Source organism: Curtobacterium sp. MMLR14_010 (assembly GCF_001865015.1).
GTDB lineage: Bacteria > Actinomycetota > Actinomycetes > Actinomycetales > Microbacteriaceae > Curtobacterium.
The window spans coordinates 153,913-175,124 of the sequence record NZ_MJGV01000079.1 but is presented as its reverse complement, the minus strand read 5'-3'; the positions used below and the strand labels follow the sequence as shown (position 1 = coordinate 175,124).

Annotated in this window: 23 protein-coding genes; 15 read left to right on the top strand and 8 right to left on the bottom strand. The window is 73.4% G+C overall.

What is annotated here, in order from left to right; all coding sequences use genetic code 11:
* Positions 1–62: 62 nt before the first annotated feature.
* Together BIU98_RS15950 and hemE are read right to left on the bottom strand one after the other, a co-directional pair.
* Positions 63–1,379, bottom strand: a complete 1,317-nt coding sequence (locus BIU98_RS15950) for an NAD(P)/FAD-dependent oxidoreductase (RefSeq protein WP_071278746.1) — start codon at positions 1,377–1,379, stop codon at positions 63–65.
* On the bottom strand, positions 1,376–2,488 hold the full coding sequence (gene hemE, locus BIU98_RS15945; protein WP_071278744.1) for a uroporphyrinogen decarboxylase: 1,113 nt from the start codon (positions 2,486–2,488) through the stop codon (positions 1,376–1,378). Before hemE ends, BIU98_RS15950 begins: the two co-directional genes overlap by 4 nt.
* 38 nt (positions 2,489–2,526) lie before the next feature.
* Here hemE and BIU98_RS15940 point away from each other — a divergent pair, with 38 nt between their 5' ends.
* Both BIU98_RS15940 and BIU98_RS15935 read left to right on the top strand, forming a co-directional pair.
* Positions 2,527–3,843 carry a glutamyl-tRNA reductase gene (locus BIU98_RS15940; RefSeq protein ID WP_071278742.1) on the top strand — a complete coding sequence of 439 codons (1,317 nt, stop codon included), beginning with the start codon at positions 2,527–2,529 and terminating at the stop codon, positions 3,841–3,843.
* 29 nt (positions 3,844–3,872) lie between these two features.
* Positions 3,873–4,271 (top strand): NUDIX domain-containing protein, encoded by a 399-nt coding sequence (locus tag BIU98_RS15935; RefSeq protein ID WP_083393318.1) that lies wholly within the window; start codon positions 3,873–3,875, stop codon positions 4,269–4,271.
* 10 nt (positions 4,272–4,281) lie between these two features.
* Here BIU98_RS15935 and BIU98_RS15930 read toward each other — a convergent pair whose 3' ends face one another.
* Positions 4,282–4,590, bottom strand: a complete 309-nt coding sequence (locus BIU98_RS15930; protein WP_071278740.1) for a hypothetical protein — start codon at positions 4,588–4,590, stop codon at positions 4,282–4,284.
* A gap of 154 nt (positions 4,591–4,744) precedes the next feature.
* Between BIU98_RS15930 and BIU98_RS15925 the strand changes: the two genes are divergently transcribed.
* From BIU98_RS15925 to BIU98_RS15880, 10 genes are all read left to right on the top strand, one after another.
* Positions 4,745–5,947, top strand: a complete 1,203-nt coding sequence (locus BIU98_RS15925) for a helix-turn-helix domain-containing protein (protein ID WP_071278738.1) — start codon at positions 4,745–4,747, stop codon at positions 5,945–5,947.
* A 160-nt stretch (positions 5,948–6,107) separates the two neighbouring features.
* A complete protein-coding gene (locus tag BIU98_RS15920) occupies positions 6,108–6,572 on the top strand; it encodes an Asp23/Gls24 family envelope stress response protein (RefSeq protein ID WP_071278736.1) in 465 nt (154 codons plus the stop codon).
* Positions 6,569–6,760, top strand: coding sequence for a DUF2273 domain-containing protein (locus BIU98_RS15915; protein ID WP_071278734.1), 192 nt, complete (start codon positions 6,569–6,571; stop codon positions 6,758–6,760). Before BIU98_RS15920 ends, BIU98_RS15915 begins: the two co-directional genes overlap by 4 nt.
* A complete protein-coding gene (locus BIU98_RS15910) occupies positions 6,757–7,071 on the top strand; it encodes a hypothetical protein (protein WP_071278732.1) in 315 nt (104 codons plus the stop codon). Before BIU98_RS15915 ends, BIU98_RS15910 begins: the two co-directional genes overlap by 4 nt.
* A 9-nt stretch (positions 7,072–7,080) precedes the next feature.
* Positions 7,081–7,671, top strand: a complete 591-nt coding sequence (locus BIU98_RS15905) for a DUF6286 domain-containing protein (protein ID WP_071278730.1) — start codon at positions 7,081–7,083, stop codon at positions 7,669–7,671.
* A complete protein-coding gene (locus BIU98_RS15900) occupies positions 7,668–8,231 on the top strand; it encodes a hypothetical protein (RefSeq protein WP_071278728.1) in 564 nt (187 codons plus the stop codon). The genes BIU98_RS15905 and BIU98_RS15900 overlap by 4 nt, the downstream gene beginning before the upstream one ends.
* An 83-nt stretch (positions 8,232–8,314) precedes the next feature.
* Positions 8,315–8,488: a CsbD family protein gene (locus BIU98_RS15895; RefSeq protein WP_071278726.1), complete on the top strand. Its 174-nt coding sequence runs from the start codon at positions 8,315–8,317 to the stop codon at positions 8,486–8,488.
* 93 nt (positions 8,489–8,581) lie between these two features.
* Positions 8,582–9,652, top strand: a complete 1,071-nt coding sequence (locus tag BIU98_RS15890; protein ID WP_071278724.1) for an Asp23/Gls24 family envelope stress response protein — start codon at positions 8,582–8,584, stop codon at positions 9,650–9,652.
* Entirely contained in the window at positions 9,649–10,071 is a 423-nt protein-coding gene (locus BIU98_RS15885) for an MFS transporter permease (protein ID WP_071278722.1), read from the top strand. The genes BIU98_RS15890 and BIU98_RS15885 overlap by 4 nt, the downstream gene beginning before the upstream one ends.
* 32 nt (positions 10,072–10,103) lie before the next feature.
* Positions 10,104–10,295, top strand: coding sequence for a hypothetical protein (locus BIU98_RS15880; protein WP_071278720.1), 192 nt, complete (start codon positions 10,104–10,106; stop codon positions 10,293–10,295).
* 62 nt (positions 10,296–10,357) lie between these two features.
* Here the strand turns inward: BIU98_RS15880 and BIU98_RS15875 are convergent, their stop codons facing one another.
* The 3 genes from BIU98_RS15875 to BIU98_RS19595 are packed head-to-tail and all read right to left on the bottom strand — an operon-like array spanning position 10,358 to position 14,826.
* On the bottom strand, positions 10,358–11,296 hold the full coding sequence (locus BIU98_RS15875) for a serine hydrolase (protein ID WP_071278718.1): 939 nt from the start codon (positions 11,294–11,296) through the stop codon (positions 10,358–10,360).
* Complete coding sequence (locus BIU98_RS15870; RefSeq protein WP_071278716.1) at positions 11,296–13,260, bottom strand: M13 family metallopeptidase; 1,965 nt, start codon at positions 13,258–13,260, stop codon at positions 11,296–11,298. The genes BIU98_RS15875 and BIU98_RS15870 overlap by 1 nt, the downstream gene beginning before the upstream one ends.
* A gap of 54 nt (positions 13,261–13,314) precedes the next feature.
* Entirely contained in the window at positions 13,315–14,826 is a 1,512-nt protein-coding gene (locus tag BIU98_RS19595; RefSeq protein ID WP_071278714.1) for a hypothetical protein, read from the bottom strand.
* A gap of 97 nt (positions 14,827–14,923) precedes the next feature.
* Between BIU98_RS19595 and BIU98_RS15860 the strand changes: the two genes are divergently transcribed.
* Positions 14,924–16,267 (top strand): uracil-xanthine permease family protein, encoded by a 1,344-nt coding sequence (locus BIU98_RS15860; protein ID WP_071278712.1) that lies wholly within the window; start codon positions 14,924–14,926, stop codon positions 16,265–16,267.
* Positions 16,268–16,369: 102 nt separating this feature from the next.
* On the opposite strand, the gene BIU98_RS15855 is transcribed toward BIU98_RS15860, so the two are convergent.
* Positions 16,370–17,041: a GAP family protein gene (locus tag BIU98_RS15855; protein ID WP_071278710.1), complete on the bottom strand. Its 672-nt coding sequence runs from the start codon at positions 17,039–17,041 to the stop codon at positions 16,370–16,372.
* A gap of 32 nt (positions 17,042–17,073) precedes the next feature.
* Between BIU98_RS15855 and BIU98_RS15850 the strand changes: the two genes are divergently transcribed.
* Entirely contained in the window at positions 17,074–18,384 is a 1,311-nt protein-coding gene (locus BIU98_RS15850; RefSeq protein WP_071278708.1) for an MATE family efflux transporter, read from the top strand.
* A 273-nt stretch (positions 18,385–18,657) separates the two neighbouring features.
* Here the strand turns inward: BIU98_RS15850 and BIU98_RS15845 are convergent, their stop codons facing one another.
* Entirely contained in the window at positions 18,658–19,797 is a 1,140-nt protein-coding gene (locus BIU98_RS15845; RefSeq protein ID WP_083393317.1) for a LacI family DNA-binding transcriptional regulator, read from the bottom strand.
* 53 nt (positions 19,798–19,850) lie between these two features.
* On the opposite strand from BIU98_RS15845, the gene BIU98_RS15840 reads away from it, so the two are divergent.
* Positions 19,851–21,206 carry an MFS transporter gene (locus tag BIU98_RS15840; protein WP_071278706.1) on the top strand — a complete coding sequence of 452 codons (1,356 nt, stop codon included), beginning with the start codon at positions 19,851–19,853 and terminating at the stop codon, positions 21,204–21,206.
* The last annotated feature ends 6 nt before the right edge of the window (positions 21,207–21,212 follow it).

Sequence of the window (21,212 nt, the reverse complement as noted above, 5' to 3'; positions counted from 1 at the left end):
TGCGCCGAGCAGGATGTCCCGGCGTTCCACCAACAGTAGCCCTCGGCGGGTCGGCGGTCCGCTCAGGATCCGAGGAGCTCGCGGACGGCTGCCCTGGTCGTGGTGACGATGCCGGAGAGCCCGCGTCCGCTCGAGGCCTCGCCGATGCCGACGACCCCCTCGGCCAGTCCGGCGGCCTGCGTGTCCGGGCCGTGCCAGCGCACGGAGGCGGCGCCCAGGACGCGTGCCGCGTCCACCGGCAGGCCCAGCAGGGCGCTCGCGTCCGTCGTGGCCCGGACGCCCGTCTCGCTGGCGGGGTCGACCGGGAGGCTCGTGGCCACGTCCGCCGCGTCGGCCGCCGGGGTCGCGTAGCTGAGCCGCAGGACGTGGTGCCCGCCGGCGGCGTCGGCCAGCCACGGCCACTTCACCGTCGCGTGCGTGAGGGCCTTCGCCCGGACCCCGGTGGCCGCCGGGTGCACGAGCATGCCCGTTCCGCGGGGCGCCGCGTCGAGGTCCGGTTGGTCGACGACGAGTGTGACCAGCTCGATGCCCGTGCGGGTCGCCGCCGTCGTCCGTGTCGGGTCGGACACCGCCGAGAGCACGTGGTCGGCCACCAGGCGCTCGGTCGTGCCGTCGGCGCCGACGACCTCGACCGCGGCCCGGTCGACCCGGGTCACGCGGGTGTGCAGCCGGACGTCGACGTGCCAGGTCTCGAGGTCGGCGACGAGTTCGTCCACGATGCGCACGATGCCGCCGCGGATGCCCTGCACGGCGGACCCGGCGGTCGCTCGTGCCCGGAGCGCGAGGACGGCCCGGGCGAGGGAGCCCTCGCGGAGGAGCGCGTCGCGGAGCCCCGGCGCCACCCGGTCGGGGTCGAGGTCGTCCGGGTGCGTGGAGTGGACACCGGCGACGACGGGCACCACGAGGTCGTCGAGGACCTTCGCTCCCATCCGCTTCCGGACCATCGCGCCGAGGGACGTCGCCCGGGCACCGACGGGCGCCGGCAGCAGCGAGTCCATCTGCGCGCGGAGCCCGCCGGCCTGCCCGACGACGGCGAGGACGTCGGCCGCCATCGGGACGCCGGGGATGCCGAGGAGCCCGGTCGCCGGCATCGGGGCGGTGCGGCCGTCGCGCGTCATCAGCCAGGCACCGCGCGGGTCCGGGGAGACGATCTCGTTGCCGAGCCCGAGCTCGATCGCGAGCGAGGAGACGGCGTCGGTCCTGGTGGCGAACGAGTCGGCGGCCATGTCGAGGTCGATCCCCGCGACGGTGTGCCGGCGGATCATCCCGCCGAGCACGCCAGAGGCCTCGACGAGCACCACGTGCACGCCGGCCTTGGCGAGGTCCCGCGCCGCGAGCAGCCCGGCGACCCCACCTCCGACGACGATCGCCTCGGTCATGCGGAGGTCCCGGCGCCGCTCCCGAGGGCGTGCACGAGCTCGACGACCCGGGTCAGCACGGCGGGGTCGGTCTCCGGCGGGACACCGTGGCCGAGGTTCACGACGTGGGCACGAGCGGCACCGCCACGACGCACGACCTGCCGCACGTGGGCCTCGAGGACCTCCCACGGGGCGGAGAGCATCGCCGGGTCGATGTTGCCCTGCACGGTGACACCGGTGCCGACCCGCTCGACGGCCTGGTCGAGCGGCAGGCGCCAGTCCACCCCGACGGCGTCGACCGCGACCGCGTCGCCACCGAGGGTCGTCATGTCCCGCAGGACCTCGCCGCTGCCGACGCCGAAGTGGATGCGCGGGACGCCGAGGTCGGACACGTGCGACAGGGCCTGGGCCGAGTGCGGTGCGACGTGGGCGAGGTAGTCCTCCCGCGACAGCGACCCCACCCACGAGTCGAAGAGCTGGACCGCCGAGGCGCCGGCGAGCACCTGTGCCCGGAGGAAGGTGCCGGACACCTCGGCCGCCCAGGCCAGCAGCCGCGACCACGTGACCGGGTCGGCGTGCATGAGCGTGCGGGCGCGGATGTGGTCCTTCGACGGGCCGCCCTCGACCAGGTAGGCCGCGAGGGTGAACGGCGCCCCGGCGAACCCGATGAGCGGTGTGCTGCCGAGTTCGGCCACGGTGCGGGTGACGGCCTCGGCGATGGGTGCCAGCGCGGCGGGGTCGAGGGCCTCGAGCGCGTCGACGTCCGCCACCGTGCGGATCGGCGAGCCGAGCACGGGTCCGCGGCCCGGGACGATCTCGACGTCCACGCCGGCGAGCTTGATCGGCATGACGATGTCGCTGAAGAAGATGCCGGCGTCGACCCCGTGCCGACGGACCGGCTGCAGTGTGATCTCCGACGCCATCGCCGGGTCGAGGCAGGCGTCGAGCATGGCCGTGCCGACGCGGAGGTCGCGGTACTCGGGCAGCGACCGGCCCGCCTGGCGCATGAACCACACCGGCAGGGTCTCCGGACGGTCGCCCCGCAGGGCCCGGACCAGGGCCGATCCGGCGGTCCGTCCGTCGGCGAGCGGGTGCGTGGCTGGCAGTGCGGCTGTGGATGCGTCGGTCACCGCACGATTCTCCCACCGAGCGCGGTACCATCGAGTACGTGCTCATCTGTCTCACGGCGTCGCATCGCAACGCCAGCTTCGACCTCCTGGAGCGACTGAGCATCGGCGCACCCGCGGCGGCCAGCAGACTGGTCACCGACTCGGACGTCCTCGACGGCGCCGTGGTCCTCGCGACCTGCAACCGCTTCGAGGCCTACCTCGACATCGCCGGCGACGACCGCGACTCCGCGGTGACCGCCACGGTCGACGCCGTCGCCCAGGCCAGCGGGCTCGTCGGCACCGAGGTCCTCGAGTCCGTGTCCGTGCTCGGCGGCAAGGACGTCGTCCAGCACCTCTTCGCCGTCTCGAGCGGCCTCGAGTCCGTCGTCATCGGCGAGACCGAGATCTCCGGGCAGGTCCGCCGCTCGCTCGAGGACGCCCGCGCCAACGGCACCACCACCTCCGACCTCGAGCGCCTGTTCCAGGAGGCAGCGCACACCTCCCGGGGCGTCAAGACCCGCACGCGCATCGGTGCCGCCGGCCGCTCGCTCGTCCGCCTCGGGCTCGAGCTCGCGTCGTCCCGCGTGACCGACTGGGCCCGTGCGAACGTCCTGCTCGTCGGCACGGGCAGCTACGCCGCCACCACGATCGCCGCCCTGCGCGACCGCGGCGCCGAGCGGATCCAGGTCTACTCGCCGTCCGGCCGCGCCCCGTGGTTCGCCGCCAAGCACGACCTCGTCGCCGCGCACCACCTGCGCCAGGCGATCGCGTCGAGCGACGTCGTCATCACCTGCACCTCGAGCCAGGTCCCGGTCATCAGCGCCGCCGACCTCGACGACGGCGTCCGGCGCATCGTGATCGACCTCGGACTCCCCCGGAACGTCGACCCCGCTGCCGCACAGGTGCAGGGCACGGAGCTCCTCGACCTCGAGACGATCAGCATCCACGCGCCGGTCTCCGAGCTGAACGCCGAGTCCGAGGCCCGCGCCATGGTCGAGGACGCCGTCTCCCGGTTCCGCGCCCAGGCGATGGAGCAGTCGACGACGCCGGCGCTCGTGGCGTTCCGGAAGCACGTGTTCGACATCCTCGACGCCGAGATCGAGCGGTCGACCCGGCGCGGCGACGTCACGCCGGAGTCCGCGGAGCAGACCGAGCGGGCGCTGCGGCACCTGGTCGGGGTGCTGCTGCACCGGCCGTCGGTCCGCGCCAGGGAGCTCGGTCGCGCTGGGCGCGGCGACGAGTTCGTCCAGGCGCTCGACGCCCTCTACGGCGTCCGGCCGGAGCCCGAGGCGGAGCTGGACGTGCCCGCGCCCGTCGTGCCGCTGGCGGACCGGACCGCCCCGACACACGGCACCGACGCTGCGGACGCCAGCTGAGCCTCCCGGCTGACGCACCGGTCCTGCGGGTGAGCGCGCTCCTGCTGGTGCGCGAACGCCGTGTCCTGATGGTGCGGGCGCGCGGACGGGACGTCCTCTACCTGCCCGGCGGCAAGGTCGAACCCGGCGAGACGGCCGTCCAGGCCGTCGTACGTGAGGCCCTCGAGGAGACCGGCCTGCGGTTCACCGCGGCCGACGTCGACGAGTTCGCGGTCGTGACCGAACCGGCGCACGGGCAGGCGCCCGGCACGGTGGTCGCGATGACGCTCTTCCTGGCCAGGCCGGGAGGCCCGCTGGACACCCCCTCGCCCGTCGCCTCCGCAGAGGTCGACGAGGTCGAGTGGGTCACCTCGGCGGACGCGGACCGGTGCCCGCCGGCGGGCGTGGAGACGCTGCGCCTGCTCACGCAGGCGCAGCTCGTCGACTGACGACGCGGACTCAGCCGTTCTCGGTGTCGTCGGTGCCCGTGCCGGTGTCGACGTAGTGGCCGACCTCGGCCGAGGCCCGTGCCGTGTCCTCGTCCGCGTCCTCACCCGGGATGTCCGAATCGACGTACTCGCCGTCGGTGTCCGTGTTGGTCGGCGTCGCCTCGCCCGGGATGTCGCTCTCGACGAACTCGCCGACGGGCTCCTCGGACCGCGGCGTGGCCTCGCCGGGGATGTCGCTGTCGACGAAGGCGCCTGCGGCTGGTTCGACGCCGTCGGCGCGGTCGGACTCGCCGCGGATCTGCTCGTGCTTGCCTGCCATGGTCGTCCTCCAGGGTGCGTGGGCGGCATCGCTGCCGTGTGCTGGCGAGTGTGCTCGTGCACCCTGAGTGTCCTCCGGACCGGGCAGACCGCGGGGCACTGGCCCCCGATGATGGTCATCGACCCGGGCCGGGCACGGGTGTGAGGATGGACGCGTGAGCACGTCGTCCAACGGATTCCGCCGACTGCGGTTCTCGGACGAGGACGGCACCGACTACGACGCCATCTTCAGCGCGGAGTACCGCGGGTCGGAGTTCGCGACCGAGACCCAGGTCGCGCCCGGCACCCGGTACGAGTACACGGTGGTCGGCGACGACGACCTGTCCCTCCGGACGATGCGCGCGACGGGCGGTCGGCGCACGGGCGTCATCGGCCCGCGGGAGGACCACGTCGTCTTCTGGCTGTCCCAGGGCACGCTCGAGATGCACTTCGCCGACCGGGTCCGCGTCGTCCGACCGGGCGCTCCCTACATCGCCTCGGCGTCCGAGGCCTACCGGTTCGAGTCCGAGGAGACGGTCTACAACGGCGTGCACGTCGCGGACCGGTTCCTCCGCATGGTCGGGCGGGAGCTCGGGTACCGGCAGCCCGACGGCCCGCTGCTGTTCGCCCAGCAGGACGAGGTCGTCGCCCGGCGCGAGCCACTCCGACGGCTGCTGCGCGAACTCACCCCGGCGCTCCTCGACGACCGCGTGCAGGGGGCCATGCGCACGGCGTTGAACCGCCGCCTGGCCGTCGTCGTGCTCGACACGTTCCCGCTGCGCGACGTCGACGACGACGTCCCGCTGGCGAACCGCCTGCGGGACGCGATCCGGTACATCGAGGACCACGCTCGCGAGCGGCCCTCCGTCGGGGCGATCGCGGCCGCGGCGGGCCTCGGCGAACGGAGCCTGCAGGACGTGTTCGTCCGCACGCTCGGCGTCACCCCGAGCCGGTTCCTCCGCGACCACCGCCTGGACGAGGTCCGTCGGCAGCTCCTGCACGGCAGTGGGGACGACGGCGTCGTCGACGTCGCACGGTGCTGGGGCTTCACGAACGCCGGCCGGTTCGCCGCGACGTACCGGGAGCGGTTCGGGGAGAGCCCCGGCGAGACACTCACGGCAGCACGGGGCCCGCAGCTCGCGACCGGGGAGCCCTCCGCCCGTGTCCGACAGGCCTTGATGTTCATCGCCGAGCACGCCGAGGAGCCCCTGACGGTCGCCACGATCGCCGACGCGACCGGGGTACGTCCTCGTCGACTGCAGCAGCTGTTCCAGGACGAGTGCGGCACCACGCCGATGGCCCATCTCCGCGTCGTCCGGGCTGCGGCTGCCGAACGGGCAGAACGCAACGCGACGGACGAAAACGGCGTCGAGCGCTGATCCGTCCGCCGATCGGGGGACAAGGACGGCCCGAACGGGCTGCTGTCTGGCAGAAGTCTGGGAACCGCGATCGGCGTGTGACTTCTCTCGACCCCAGCCCGTCTCATCCGTGAACAGCAACCGCTGGGAACACCCGGCGGGCCCTCGGAAGGAGACACCCATGGCCGACACCACGACCACCCCCACCACCGCTGCGACGACCGCGAACGCGACCCGCTCGCACGCGAACACGAACGGCTCCACCACCGGCAAGACCGTCATCGACGACACCGTCGTCTCGAAGGTCGCCGGCATCGCCGCCCGCGAGGTCAACGGCGTGCACGGACTCGGCGGCGGCGCAGCCCGTGCCATCGGCGCACTCCGTGACGCCATCGGCCAGCGCGACCTCTCGCAGGGCGTCAAGGTCGAGGTCGGCGAGAAGCAGGTCGCCGCTGACATCACCATCGTCGCCGAGTACCCGGTGCCGCTGCAGCAGGTCGCCGAGGGCGTCCGCTCCTCCGTCGCCCGTGCCCTCGAGCAGATCGTCGGCATGGAGGTCGCCGAGGTCAACGTGACCGTCCAGGACGTCTTCATCCCGGGTGACGACGACGAGGACGACGACAAGAAGGAAGCGCGCGTCGCATGAGCACCACACTCGCAGGCGCCCTGATCGGCGCCATCCTCGCAGTCGTCGCACTGCAGTTCGGCTTCTGGGGCTTCGTCCTCGTCGTCGTGTTCGCCGCGGTCGGCGCCCTCGTGGCCGCCCTCGTGTCCGGACGCATCGACCGCGGTGCCCTGACCGACGTGCTGACCGGACGCCGGAGCTCCAAGTGACCGGCGGCCCGGAGGTCCCGGGCCGCGTCGAGATCACGGCGCGCGCCCTGACCTCGTGCGCCCGCGCCGTGGCCGCCGAACACCTCGGTGCTCCGGCCCGTCGTGTCCGGGTGTCCCTCGGTGACCACCGAGGGTCCCTGGCACTCGACATCACCGGCCCGATGGCCGCGGCCGACGACCTCGTCGGCCGCGCCACGACCTCGGCCTCCGAGGTCCGCGACCGCGTGAGCGAGCTCACCGGCCGTCGGGTCGGCAGTGCCCACATCGAACTGACCGGGATCGTGCGCGAGCGCGACACCCGGGTCCGCTAGGAGACCATCATGAGCAGCAGTCCCAACGGCGCCAGCGGCGTCGAGCGACGCATCCGGCGCCGGAGCGTGCACCGCTCCCGTTCCACCGCCGTGTCCGTCGCGCTCGTGGTGCTCGCCCTGGTCGCCGCCTGGATCGGCACCGAGTCCGTCCTCCGCGCGGTCGGCGCAGCACCCCTGCTCGCCGACCCGCAGACGGCCGTCGACACGGCGCTCCGCCCGGACGCCGCCTTCGTCACGATCGCCGAGGTGATCGCCGGCGTGCTCGTCGTGCTGGGGATCGTCCTGGTCGTGCTGGCACTGAAGCCCGGTCGACAGCACCGCTCCCCCGTCCCGCACGAGCGCGGCGCGGTCATCATCGACACCCGCATCATCGCGGCGACGGCAGCGAACGCCGCCGGCACCGCAGCGGGCGTCCCGGACGGCAACACCACCGCCACCTCACGTGGCACCAGCACCGAGGTCCGGGTCGTCCCGGTCTCCGGCATCGCCGTGGACGAGGGCGTCGTGCGCGACGCCGTCAAGGAACGCCTCGGCCAGCTCGACGAGCGCTTCGGTCGTCGGGTCAAGGTCCGCATCGCAGAACAGGGGACGCTGTCATGACCAGGAGCAACCGCACCCTCAACCGCATCATCCTGTTCGTCCTCGGGATCATCGCCGTCCTGGTCGGTCTGACCATCGGCGCCGGCGTCCTCCCGGCGGTCCGCGACGCGGTCCGTCCGTACCTCGAGCTGCCCCGCAGCATCGACGTCCCCGCGGCGTCGCTGTGGATCGTGGCCGTGGCGTGCGCGGTCGTCATCGTGCTCGCCATGATCTGGGTGTTCACCCGCGGCGGGGGCGGCACGTCCATCGCCGTCCGGGAACGCTCCGGAGACGACGCCGTGACGATCAACGTCGCGCTCGTCCGTGACGTCGTGGAACACGAGCTCCGTGAGGTCCGGGACGTCGTCAACGCGAAGGTCGACGTCTTCCTGGTCCGCCGGCAGCGCGCCGCCCGGATCAAGGTGGCCGTGCGCCGCGGTGGCGACGCCGTCGCCGTCCTCGACGCCGTCGACCACGCCCTCGCGGTCCTGGACCGCACCCTCGGACGGCCGGTCCCCGTGCTCGTCCACCTCACCGGCGGGACCCGCTCGGTCCTCGCCAAGCCGTCCCGCGTCGGCTGACGCCGACCGGCGGACGCACCCCGAGCCTCCCGGCTCACCCTCCACCCCACCGGGCTCGCGCCCACCTCGAGAAAGGACCCCTCATGGGACTCGACGACAAGATCAAGAACGCCGCTCAGGACATCGCCGGCAAGGCGAAGGAGGCCTTCGGCAACGCGACCAACGACGACTCCAAGGTCGCCGAGGGCAAGAAGGACCAGGCCGCCGCTGACGTCAAGCAGACCGGCGAGGACGTCAAGGACGTCTTCAAGCGCTAGGACACCACCACCGACGACGACGGGGTACCCGCCACGGGTGCCCCGTCGTCGCCTGTCCGGCACCGGACGCACCCTGACCGAGGAGGAGAGACCATGCAGAACGACACCCACGCCCGCACCCACGTCATCGACGTGGAGCTGCCCGCGTCGCTCACCGATCCACTGCCCGAGGACGCGAGCACCCTGACGATCGCCGCCAGGACCGCGGCCGTCACCGCCCTCGGCGTCGACGGTGTGCACCACCTCGGCAGCCTGGTGGAGCGAGCCGCCGACCAGGTGCGCTCCCGTCTCGGCCGGGCCGGCAGCGCCCTCGGCGTGACCGTCGACGACGCCGACACGGCGCTCGACGTCCGGGTGTCGCTCGTGGTCGAGTACCCCCAGCCCGTCACCGCCGTCGCGGACGAGGTCCGGTCGCAGGTCGCCCGCGCCGTCGAGCAGACGGCGCACCGCCCCGCCCACGTCGAGGTCCACGTGACCGACGTGCACGGGCCGTTCGACGACGAGCCGTCCGTGATCGACAAGGCCTCCGACGCCGTCAAGGACGCCACCGACCAGGTGCGTGCCACCGCGTCCGACGCTGCTTCGACGGTGCGTGACACGGCCGCCGATGCTGCGGCATCCGTGCGGGAGGCGTCCGCCGACGCTGCGTCGTCGGTGCGTGCAGCGTCCGCCGACGCTGCCGACCAGGCGCGTGCGACCGCGTCGGACGTGTCCGACCGCGTCCGGGACACCGCGGACCGTGCCCGCACGGCCGGCACCGAGGCGCTCGAGCGCGCCTCCGAGACCGCCGCCGCTGCCGCCGACTCGGCCAAGCAGACCGCCCGCCACGCCCGTGACGCCGTCGAGGACGCTGCGGACACCGCCGGCGACCGCACCGCCGACGCGGTCGACGCCACCGCCGACGCGGTCGACACCGCCCGCGACCGCACCGCCGACGCGGCGTCCGACGTGGCCGACAAGGCCGCCGACGCCGCCGACGCCGCCCGGGACGCCGCCGCGAGCGCCGCCGACCAGCTGCACGACGTCGTCGAGGCCGAGGCAGACCAGGCGACGGCGTCCGTCGACGCCGGTGCCGAGCGCGCCGGCGACGCCGCTGACGCGGCCCGCGCCGCTGCCGACGACGCCCGCACCACCGCGGACACGACCGAGGACACCCGCGCATGACCGCCTGGTCCGGACGCAGCGGCCGTCGGTTCGGACGCGAGCGTCCGCCCCGCGCCCGCGGCGTCTGGATCGCCACGGTCGTCGGCGTGCTGGTCGTCCTGCTCGTCTTCACCGCCGGCTTCCTGCCGCTCGTCGGCTTCCTCGCCGGCGTCACCGCGACGACGGCCGGCCTGGTGCCGTTCCCGGTCATCCGGGTCACGCTCGTGACGGTCCTCGGTGGTCTGGTGGTCCTCGGCCTGCTGGTCCTCGCCGTCACCCGACGCCGTACGGTGGCCGCATGGATCCCCGTGGTCCTCGCGGTGCTGGTCACCCTCGCAGTGACCGTCTACCCGCTCGTCACCGTCGCCGTCGGGTCTGCCGACCGAGCCGGCGACGTCTGGCCCATCATCACTGACCTCGTCCGACGGGTCACCGGCTGACCAGCCGGTGCCCACCACCGAAGGGAACCCCCATGCGCAACCGCGTCATCGTCATCGGAGCCGTCGTGCTCATCGCGTTCGTGATCGGATCGCGGTCGAACCGCCCGGTCATCAAGCAGTCCAAGGGCGAGACCGCCCGGAAGATGTGGAACGACCCCCGCGCCCGCAAGGGACGCAAGAAGCTCGCGAAGAAGATCACCAAGGCCGCGAAGAAGCACGGCTGAGGCTGGTCAGGAACGGCCCCGACACGTGACGTGTCGGGGCCGTTCTGCGTCGGCGGTCGCGGTCAGCGGGTGGCGGTCACGTGCACGGCTTCGAGCACCTCGGTGCCCATCGTGCGCAGGGCCTCGACCACGGCGAGCCGCTGGTCGAGGGTGTCGTCGGCGAACGTGACCGTCACCGCGTAGCTCACCGAGGAACCCGGGCCCCGCAGGACCCCGGCCTCGGCACGGACCCCGCGTCCGACACCGGTGACGGACACCGCCTGGAGGCCGTGGTCCAGTGCGCGGTGCGCCAGCGGATCGAGACCGAAGGCCCCGGCGACGAGTGACAGGTCGGCCGCGAGGGACAACCACCCGAGGACCCGGTTCGAGACCCCCTCGTCGACGACCTCGCCGAGGGCGAGCCCGCGCATCAGCCAGCTGAGCTCACCCGAGGCGGCGACGGCGATGTCGGGGGCGTCGTCGGGACCACGACGGTCCCGGACCCGGTCGATGAACGCCGAGCGCTCGACGCCGAGTGCCTCGGCACGCTCGCGGACGGCGTCGATCCCGACCAGCGAGAGCAGGGCGTTCGTCGCCCAGGCGTCGGCGGTCGCCGCGACGAGGGTCGCCAGGTCGGGGACCTGCATGGTGGGCTCCTGCAGGAACTGCCACAGGCCGGGCCCGGTCGCGGTGTCCCGGGCCATCCGCTGCAGCCGGTCGCCGTGCAGCCGGCCGTCCTCGAGCCGTGCCGCGACCTCGGTCAGGAGCAGCACCCGCCCGAGGCTGCCGACGGGCTGCACGAGCCGGTCGTCCACCGCCAGCAACGCCCGGCCGGTCGACGTGTCGATGACCGACGCGCTGACCCCGGCGCCGTCGTGGGCCAGGGAGCCCAGCGCGTCGACCGTCGCGACGAATCGGTCCTCGACGCCGCCACGGTGCCGTCCCCTGGCGCGGGTCCCCGCGCCGGAGCGACCGTCGTGGCGACGGCGCCGCGACGACGGCGCCGCGTCGGGCTCGACCATCACCAGATGGCGACGCGCTCGGCGGGGTCGAGGTACATCGCGTCCTGCTCCGTCACGCCGAAGGTGTCGTAGAACACGTCGATGTTCTTGACCACCTGGTTGCAGCGGAACTCGGTCGGCGAGTGCGGGTCGATCGACAGCAGGCGGGCGGCCTCCTCCGGTCGGATCGCCATCTGCCAGGCCTGTGCCCAGCTCAGGAAGAACCGCTCGGCTCCGCTCAGGCCGTCGATCACCGGGGGCTCCTGGCCGTCGAGGGAGATCAGGTACGCCTTCCACGCGATGGAGAGGCCGCCGAGGTCGCCGATGTTCTCGCCGATCGTGAGCGCACCGTTGACGTGGCCGTCGGGCACCTCGGTCGGGACGAGGGCGTCGTACTGCGCGATGAGGGCCTTGGTGCGCTCCTCGAACGCCTGACGGTCGGCCTCGGTCCACCAGTCCTGCAGACGACCGTCGCCGTCGTACTGAGAGCCCTGGTCGTCGAAGCCGTGGCCGATCTCGTGGCCGATGACGGCACCGATCGCGCCGTAGTTGGCGGCGGCGTCGCGGGAGGCGTCGAAGAACGGGAACTGCAGGATCGCGGCCGGGAAGACGATCTCGTTGAAGCCGGGGTTGTAGTACGCGTTGATCGTCTGCGGCGTCATGAACCACTCGTCGCGGTCGATCGGGGTGCCGATCTTGCCGAGCTCGCGGTCGACCTGGAACGAGGCCACGGCGCGGACGGTGCCGAGCAGGTCGTCCGCCGCGACGGGCAGCGCGGAGTAGTCGCGCCACTTCACCGGGTACCCGATCTTCGGCGTGAACTTGCTGAGCTTGTCGAGCGCACGGGCCCGGGTCTCGTCGGTCATCCAGTCGAGCGCGGTGATGCTCTGGCGGTAGGCCTCGACGAGGTTCGCCACGAGGTCGTCCATCGTGACCTTCGAGGTCTCGTCGAAGTGCTCGGCGACGTAGATCCGGCCGACCGCCTCGCCCATCGCGCCCTCGACGAGCGAGATGCCACGCTTCCACCGCTCGCGCTGCTTGGGCGCACCGGTGAGGGCCGTGCCGTAGAACGAGAAGCTCGTCGCCGAGAACGCGCTCGTCAGGTACGGCGCCGAGCCCCGGATGACCTGCCAGCTGAGCCAGTCCTTCCAGACGGTCAGCGGCTGGTCGCGGAGCAGCTCGGCGAGGCCGGTGAGGAACGAGGGCTCCCGGACGACCACGGTCTCGAAGGCCCCGGCGGGGGCGCCGATCGCCTCCCACCAGCGCTGCAGGTCGACGCCGGGTGCGAGCGCAGCGACCTCGGCCCACGGGAGCTTGTTGTAGGTCTTCTGGCTGTCGCGGGTGGCGACGTTGTCCCAGTGGGTCGCGGCGAGCGCCGTCTCGAGCGCGATCACGTGCTCGGTGCGCTCGGCGCCGGCCTCGAACCCGGCGAGCGGGAACATCGCGGCGACGAACTCGCGGTACTTCGCGCGGATGTCGGCGAAGCGCTCCTCGCGGTAGTACGACTCGTCGGGCAGACCGAGCCCGGACTGCTCGAGGAAGACGACGTAGGAGTCCGGGTCGCCCGGGTCGTTGTCGACGAAGAGCTGGATGAAGCTCGGCAGGCCGAGTCGCTCGAAGCGACCGACCATCCGGACGACGTCCGCGGTGGACTCGATCGCGGCGATCTCGGCGAGGAGCGGTTCGATCGGCCCGGTGCCCAGGGCCTCGAGCGCCTCCTCGTTCGTGAACGCCGTGTAGAGGTCGCCGACCTTGCGCTCCTCGGTGCCCTCCGGAGCCAGCTGCGAGCGCTCGACGATGGTGCGCACGGCGGCCTCTGCAGCCTCGGCCAGCACCGTGAACGAGCCGTACCGCGCCTTGTCGTCGGGGATCGGCGTCGCCGCGATCCACTTCCCGTTGACGTGCCGGTAGAGGTCGTCCTTCGGGGACACGTCAGGGTCGAGTTCGTCGGTGTGGATTCCGGTGGTGCCTGCGACGTCGGTCATGCGCTCCACGATAGTCACCGGGCGCCTCCGGACCACCCCGTCGTCCGAGGGGCGCTAGTCGCTCGTCACGCCACGGCGACGGCGACGCACCGCGCCGGTGAGGAGCACCGCGCCGCCGGCGAGCAGGAGCGCAGCGGAGGCCGTCGCGGCCGACCCGATCTCGGCGCCCGTGAACGCGAGCGCCCTCGGCCCGCTCCTGGCCACGGCGCCGGTGGTGGTGGCAGCCGCCCCGTCGTGGCCGCCGGCACGGTCCGTGGCCGTCGGCGCTCCTGGCCCGCCCGCCGACCCCGGTCCGCCCGCGTCGCCCGGGCCTGCGGGCCCCGGCTGCTCCGGCTGCTCCGGTCCGCCCGGCAGCGCCGACAGTGCGAGTCGGACGGTGCCCTGGTCGACGCCGTCCACCCGCTGCTGTGCGACGACCCCGGTGGCCGGGAGCGCTCGACGCGGCATGACGATCGACCACGACCGGCCGATCGTGGTCGAGACCGGAGCACCCGACGTCCCCGTCACCGGCTCGCCGGTCTCGTCCTCGAGCACGACCTCACCACCGATCTCGCCGGTGCCCGCGAGCCGGACCGTCCCGTCGGCGCGCTCCTCGGCGGTCGCGGTCAGCCGCAGCGGGACCGTCACGTGCGCGTCGGTCGTGCCGAGCTCGACGTCGCCGTCCCTGGTGGTCACCGTGACGGTCTCGAACCGGGCGTCCGCCGGGATCGGCAGCGTCGCGGTCCACGCGGTGCTGGCGTCCACCGCGACCGTGAGCGGGTGCCCGTCGGGGCCGGCGACGGGGCCGTTCCGGTCGGCGAAGGTCAGGATGGTCCCCGCGGCGGCGCGCCCTGACAGGACGATGCGTTCGGTTTGCCGGGACGCCGAGGTCTCGGCGACGACCGCGTTGCCGGACACGGTGTAGACCTCGTCGACGCCGCCGTTGTGCGTGCCGTCGAAGTACTGCCACGCGGCGATGTGGTGTCGACCGAACGCGAGGTCGCGGAGCGTGACCGCCCACGCGCCGGTGTCGTCCGCGTCGGTCTCCCCCACCACGACGCCGTCGTCCTCGATCACGAAGTGGGCTCGCGGGTACCCGGTCCCCTCGAGCGCGATCGTCCGCGCGATGCCGTCGACGGTCGCGATCATCCCGGGCGGTGTCAGGACCAGCAGGTCGACGGGGAGCTCGACGACCTCACCGGTCGCCGCCGAGGTCACCGTGAGCACCCGCTCGCCGGACCGGCAGTGCACGGTGGCCGTCCACTGGCCGTCCGTCCCTGCCTCGGCGCTCACCGGAGCGACGACGTCTGCGCCGATCTCGACGGACGACCCGGCGGGAGCTGTCCCGGACAAGCGCACCACGCCCAGTCCGTGGTCGATGGAGGTGACGGCGGCGGTGAAGGCCGTGTCCCGGGGCAGATCGCTGGCCGCGGTGGCGGGAGCAGCAGCAGCGGCAGCGACCTGCTCGGGCGGCCCGGCGTGACCGGGGGCAGCTGCGGTCGCCGGCCCGGCGGGTGTGACCACGAGGGTGACGGCGAGGGCGGTGCAGACGCCGAGACCGGCGACGGTGCTGGTGGACGCGGGCATGGTGGCTCCTCACTGATGTTGCACATACCGTATCCAGGGACGCACAGCTCGTCCATCCCCCCTCCGCCGAGGGCCGCCGTGCCGGTACGGTCATCGCATGGGACTTCCGTGGAAGCTGCACGGTGACGGTGCGACCGTCTCCGCGACGACGATCGTGGCGCCGGACGAGCGCCTCACCTGGCCGCGGACGATCGGGCTGGGCGTGCAGCACGTCGTGGCGATGTTCGGCGCGACCTTCCTGGTGCCCCTGCTGACGGGGTTCCCGCCGTCCACGACGCTGCTCTTCAGCGGCATCGGCACGATCATGTTCCTGCTCGTCACCGGCAACCGCCTGCCGAGCTACCTCGGGTCCTCGTTCGCCTTCATCGCCCCGATCGGCGCCGCGACGAAGATCGGCGGCATCCCGCTCGCGCTGTCCGGCATCATCGTGGTCGGTGCGCTGCTCGCGGTCGTCGGCCTCGTCGTCCACCTGGCCGGTGCCGGCTGGATCGACCGCCTGATGCCGCCGATCGTCTCCGGCGCGATCGTCGCCCTCATCGGCTTCAACCTGGCGCCGGCTGCGCGCGACAACTTCACGAAGTCGCCCGTCATCGCGCTCATCACCCTGCTCGCGATCATCCTGGTCACCGTCCTCTTCAAGGGGCTGATCGGACGCCTGTCCATCGTCATCGGCGTCGTGATCGGCTACGTGGCCGCCCTGATCGGCGGCCAGGTCGACTTCTCCGGCGTCGCCGACGTCCCCTGGATCGGCCTGCCGACCTTCACGGCCCCCGCGTTCGACCCCGCGCAGCTGCCGATCTACCTGGCCTTCGTGCCCGTCGTCCTGGCCCTCGTCGCCGAGAACGTCGGGCACGTCAAGGGCGTCGGCCAGCTCACCGGTCGTGACCTCACGCCGCTGACCGGCCGGGCGCTGTTCGCCGACGGGATCTCGACGGTCCTGGCCGGCATCGGTGGTGGCTCCGCGACGACGACCTACGGCGAGAACATCGGCGTGATGGCCGCCACCCGCGTCTTCTCCACGGCCGCGTACTGGGTCGCCGCGATCGCTGCCGTCCTGCTCGGGCTGTCCCCGAAGATCGGCGCGGTCATCTCGTCGGTCCCCGCGGGCGTGCTCGGTGGGGCGACGACGGCGCTCTACGGCCTGATCGGCGTCATCGGCATCCGGATCTGGGTGGAGAACCGCGTCGACTTCGCGAAGCCGAAGAACCAGCTCACCGCGGGCATCGCGCTCATCATCGGCATCGCCGACTTCACGTTCTCGTTCGGGCAGGCGAGCTTCGGCGGCATCATCGTCGGCACCGTCGCGGCGATCGTCGTCTACCACCTGATGGACTCCATCGGTCGCGCGCGGGGTACCGACCCGGCCGAGCCCGAGGCCTCCGAGTCCGCACACGCCGCCACCGGTGCGGTCCCGGCGGAGCCGCGCGTCGACCGACGCTGAGGGCCGTCGGACTGGAGGCCCTGGTCGCGACCGCCCCGCCGGCGCGGGCTGCGCGCACGGCCGCACCACGGCCTCCCGTCCGGTCCGACGCGACCCGTCGCGTCAGGCGAGCAGGCCCACCGCGCCCGTCACGAGCTGGACGACCGCGAGCAGCACCAGCACGACCACCAGGAACACGGAGCCCCAGCGGGCGATCCAGCTGCGCATCGCAGTGAGCGCGCGTCGGGCACGGTCGCCGAGGGTGACGGCAAGGACGATCGGCAGGAACGCCGTCGATCCGCCGACCAGCACGAAGAGCGCGCCGGCGATGACCGTCTCGCCTGCAGCGGGATCGGCGTCGCCGAAGGCCAAGCCGGCACCGAGCGCCAGGACGAGCGCCTTGGGACTGGAGACGAACCAGAGGACGCCGACGCCGAACGCACGGACCGGACCGATCGACTCCATCGCCGCGGACCAGCGGGAACTGGCTGGTGACCCGTCTGGCAGCCGTCGGACCGCCCACTGCCAGACGGCGAGCGCGAGCAGCACGACGCCAGCACCGAGGGCGACGAGCGCCTCGACGGGTATCCCGCCAGCGCCGGTCCGTGCCGGCAGCCGTTCACCGACGAGCACCGCGACCACGAGCGCGACGGCGATCGTGGTGATCCAGCCGGTCGCACACGCCACGGCGGAGCCGTACCCGCGGCGGTGTCCGAGCAGGAAGACGACCGAGGCGACGGTGAGGGGACTGAGCGCCAGGCCCACGGCACCGGGCACGAGCGCGAGGACGTCCACGGCACGAGGCTAGTCGGCGGCATGATGTCCTGGTGCCCTCGTCCCGCCGTGCCGTCGACCGTGACATCGTCCGGCTGGCGCTGCCCGCACTCGGTGCCCTCGTCGTCGAGCCGTTGTTCCTGCTGACGGACACGGCGCTCGTCGGGCACCTCGGGGCGACCCCGCTCGCGGCCGTCGGGCTCGCGAGTGCCGTGCTGCAGACCGTGACCGGGCTGCTGGTGTTCCTGGCGTACTCGACGACGCCGGCGGTCGCCCGGGCGCTGGGCGGCGGTGACCGTCGCGGTGCCGTGCACGCGGGCATCGACGGCATGTGGCTCGCGCTCGTGCTCGGCGTCGTGCTGGCCCTGGTCGGCTGGCCGCTCGCCGGACCGCTCGTGTCGGTGTTCGGCGCCTCGGCCGAGGTGTCCAGCGCAGCCACCGCGTACCTCCTCGTGTCGCTGATCGGGCTGCCCGGGATCCTGGTCGTGACGGCGTCGACCGGGCTGCTCCGCGGGCTGCAGGACACCAGGACGCCACTCGTCGTCGCGTCGGTCGGGTTCGTCGCGAACGGGCTGCTCAACGCCCTGCTCATCTACGGGCTCGGGTGGGGCGTCGCGGGCTCGGCGGCCGGCACCGTGCTCGTGCAGTGGGCGATGGCCGCGGTGTACGTGGTGATCGCCGTGCGGGCCGCTCGTCGTGTGGGCGCTCCCCTGCGTCCCGGTGCCTCCGGCGTGGTGCGGGCACTGCGGTCGGGCGCCTGGCTGTTCCTGCGGACGGCGTCGCTGCGCGTGGCGATGCTCGCGACCGTCGGGGTGGCCGCCGGGCTCGGGACGGTCGGGCTCGCGACGACCCAGGTCGGCCTGACGGTGTTCAGCACCCTGGCCTTCGCACTCGACGCGCTGGCGATCGCGGGGCAGGCGCTGGTCGGGCACGCGCTCGGTGCCCGGGACGCGGACCGGGTCCGGCTCGTGACGACCCGGCTCGTGGTGCTCGGCATCGGCGGCGGGGTGCTGCTCGGGCTGCTCACGCTCGCCGTCAGCGGGGTGCTCGGGCCGGTGTTCTCGGACTCGGCGGCGGTGCGGGGAGCGCTGCCGCTCGTGCTCGTGCTCATCGCGGCGGGGATGCCGGTCGCCGGGTACGTGTTCGTGCTCGACGGGGTGCTCATCGGGGCCGGGGACGCCCGCTACCTGGCGGTCGCGGGAGCGGCGAACCTCGTCGTGTACCTGCCGCTGCTGTGGTTCGTCGGGGACGGGCTCGCCTCGCTGTGGGCCGTCTTCGCGTTCGGCTACATCGGGGTGCGCGCGGTGACGCTCGGCGTACGGGCGCACCGACCGGGGTGGATCGCCGTCGCGATGGCGCGGTAGGCGGGGGCGGGCGCGGCGGGGCGCGGCGGCGTGCGGGCGTGTGGTGCGGGGATGGCCACTCGGTGCGAGGTCGGCGGGTCGCACGGGGTGTGCAACCTCGCACCAGCCGAGGGACCGCGCACGGTGCGACCGCGGCGCGGCGCGGCGCAGGCGCAGGCGCAGGCTCAGGCTCAGGCGCTGGCGCAGGCGCAGGCGCAGGCGCAGGCGCTGGCGCTGGCGCTGGCGCTGGCGCGGGCCGGCACGGTGCCGTGCGGGACGCGACCGCGCCAGGCCTCAACCTCGCGGGGCCGCCGTCGTGTCGCCGACCCGGAGCTCGGAGCGGAACGCGGCACCCTCGGGCGACTCGCCCTCGAGCATCGCCAGGGCCGCCCGCGCCGCTGCCTGGCCCTTCTGCACGAAGGGCTGCACGAGCGTCGTGAGCTGCCGGATCGGGGAGCGGTGGAACAGGCTGTCGTCGACCTGGATGCCGTCGAAGCCCACGACGCTGACGTCCTCCGGCACGCGGAGCCCGGCCTCGAGCGCTGCCGAGATCACCCCGACGGCGAGCAGGTCGCTCTGCGCCACCACCGCGGTCGGACGACTGCCGTCGACCGCGAAGAGGGCGGCACCGGCGATCCGGCCCTCCTCCACCGAACTGCCGCCGGCCTCGATCGCGACGGCGTCGGGGAACACGTCCCACACGCCACGGAGCCGCTCCATGGTGGTGAAGGCAGCGCCGGCGGCGAAGCGCTCCGGGCTGATCGGCCCGCGGTGGTGCGAGGCGTCGAGGGGCAGCGCGACGACCGTCACGGCGGCGTGGCCGAGGTCGCGGAGGTACTCGGCAGCACGCGCGGAGCCCTCGCGGTTGTCGAGCTTGATCGGGACGGCGCCCTCGATGTCGTCGGCCTCGATCGCGACGACGGGGATCCCGCGGCGACGGAGCACGGCGACCGCGGGGTCGACCCGCACGTTGCACCCGACGAGCACGACGGCGTCCATCGGGGCGTCGACCAGGGGTCCGGCACCGCGCTCGTCGTCGAGCGGGCTGCGGACCAGCAACAGGGAGGCCCCGGCCTCGCCGGCGACCTCGGCGATGCCGTCGAGCGTCAGGACGTTGACCGGGTCGCGGAAGGCGTCACTCAGGCGCTCGTCCATCACGACGCCGATGACCCCGGACCGGCCGCGGCGCAGCGACCGGGCGCGCGGGTCGGGGCCGTCGTAGCCGAGCTCGGCCGCCGCGGCGAGGACCCGGGCGCGGGTCTCCTCGGACACCGGTCCGGTGCCGCTGAAGGCCAGGGACGCGGTGGACGGCGCCACCCCGGCTGCCCGGGCGACGGCGACGAGCGTCGGCCGGGCCGCCCGCGTGACCGCGGGGACGATGCCGACCGCGCGGGGAGTCCCCGACGCGCCGCCGTGTGTTGCCGTGTCGTCCATCGCCGGTTAGCGTATCGGAGAACCACACTCGAATCGATTCGATCGGAAGCACCATGACGACGGCGTCTGCCACCACGACCGCACCGAGCACCCGAGCGTGGCGCAACGCCGTGTTCGTCGTGTTCACGCTCTCGGGGCTCGACATCGCCACCTGGCTCGGACGCATCCCCAGCGTGCGCGACGAGCTCAGCGCCAGCACCCTGACGATGGGACTGCTCGTCGTCGGGATGAGCGTCGGGTCGATCGCCGGTCTGACGTTCGCGGGCCACATCGTCGGGCGCCTCGGGGCCAAGCGCGGCGTGCAGATCGCTGCCGTCTGTCTGGCGCTCGGCCTGGTGATGGCCGGCATCTCGGTCAGCCTCGGCTGGGGCTTCGCCGCCATCTGGATCAGCCTCATCGCGTTCGGCTTCGGCAACGGGCTGTGCGACGTCTCGATGAACGTGACGGGCGCCACGGCCGAACGGCTCGGCGGCCGCACGATCATGCCGCTCTTCCACGCCGCGTTCAGCCTCGGCACGCTCGCCGGCGCCGGCCTCGGTGCCCTGGCCGAGCGGCTCGAGGTCCCCGTCGCGCTGCACTTCATCGTCCTGGGGATCGTCACGAGCCTGGCGATGGTCACCGTCGTGCGCTGGTTCGGCGACGAGCGGGTCATCGAGGCCGAGGCCACCGACACCAGCCCCGTGCCGCTCCCCGTCTCGCGCTGGGCCGTCTGGCGCCAGCCGTCGACGCTGCTCATCGGCGTGATCGTGCTCGGCATGGCCCTGGCCGAGGGCTCCGCGAACGACTGGCTGCCCCTCGCCGTGATCGACGGCCACGGGCTCGAGAACGACGAGGGCTCGGCCGTGCTCACGGTGTTCCTCGCCGCCATGACCATCGGCCGCGTCGCCGGCAGCCCGCTCATCGACCGGTTCGGCCGCGTCCCCGTGCTCCGTGCGAGCGCGGCCGTGGCCGTCGTGGGCCTCGGCATGCTGATCTTCGTGCCGAGCGTGCCGCTGGCGATCGTCGGCGTGGTCCTCTGGGGCCTCGGGGCGTCGCTCGGCTTCCCCATGGGCATGTCCGCCGCCGCGGACGACCCCCGCACGGCAGCCGCCCGCGTCAGCGCCGTGGCCACCATCGGCTACGTCGCGTTCCTCGCCGGCCCGCCGATCATCGGCTTCGTCGGCGAGCACTTCGGGCTGCTCAACGGCCTGCTCATCGTGTTCGTGTTCATCATCGCGGCTGGTCTCGCGTCCGGTGCTGCCCACGAGCGGACGCCCGAGGCGACCGGGACCACCGGGGCCGGCCCGAGCCTCCCGGCCGGACCCGACGGGACGAACGCGACCGACGGGACGAACGCAACCACCGGGGCCGACGCGACCGACGCGTCCCGACCCGCCGACGTGACCGGAGCGCGACGCGACGGCCGTTAGGCTTCC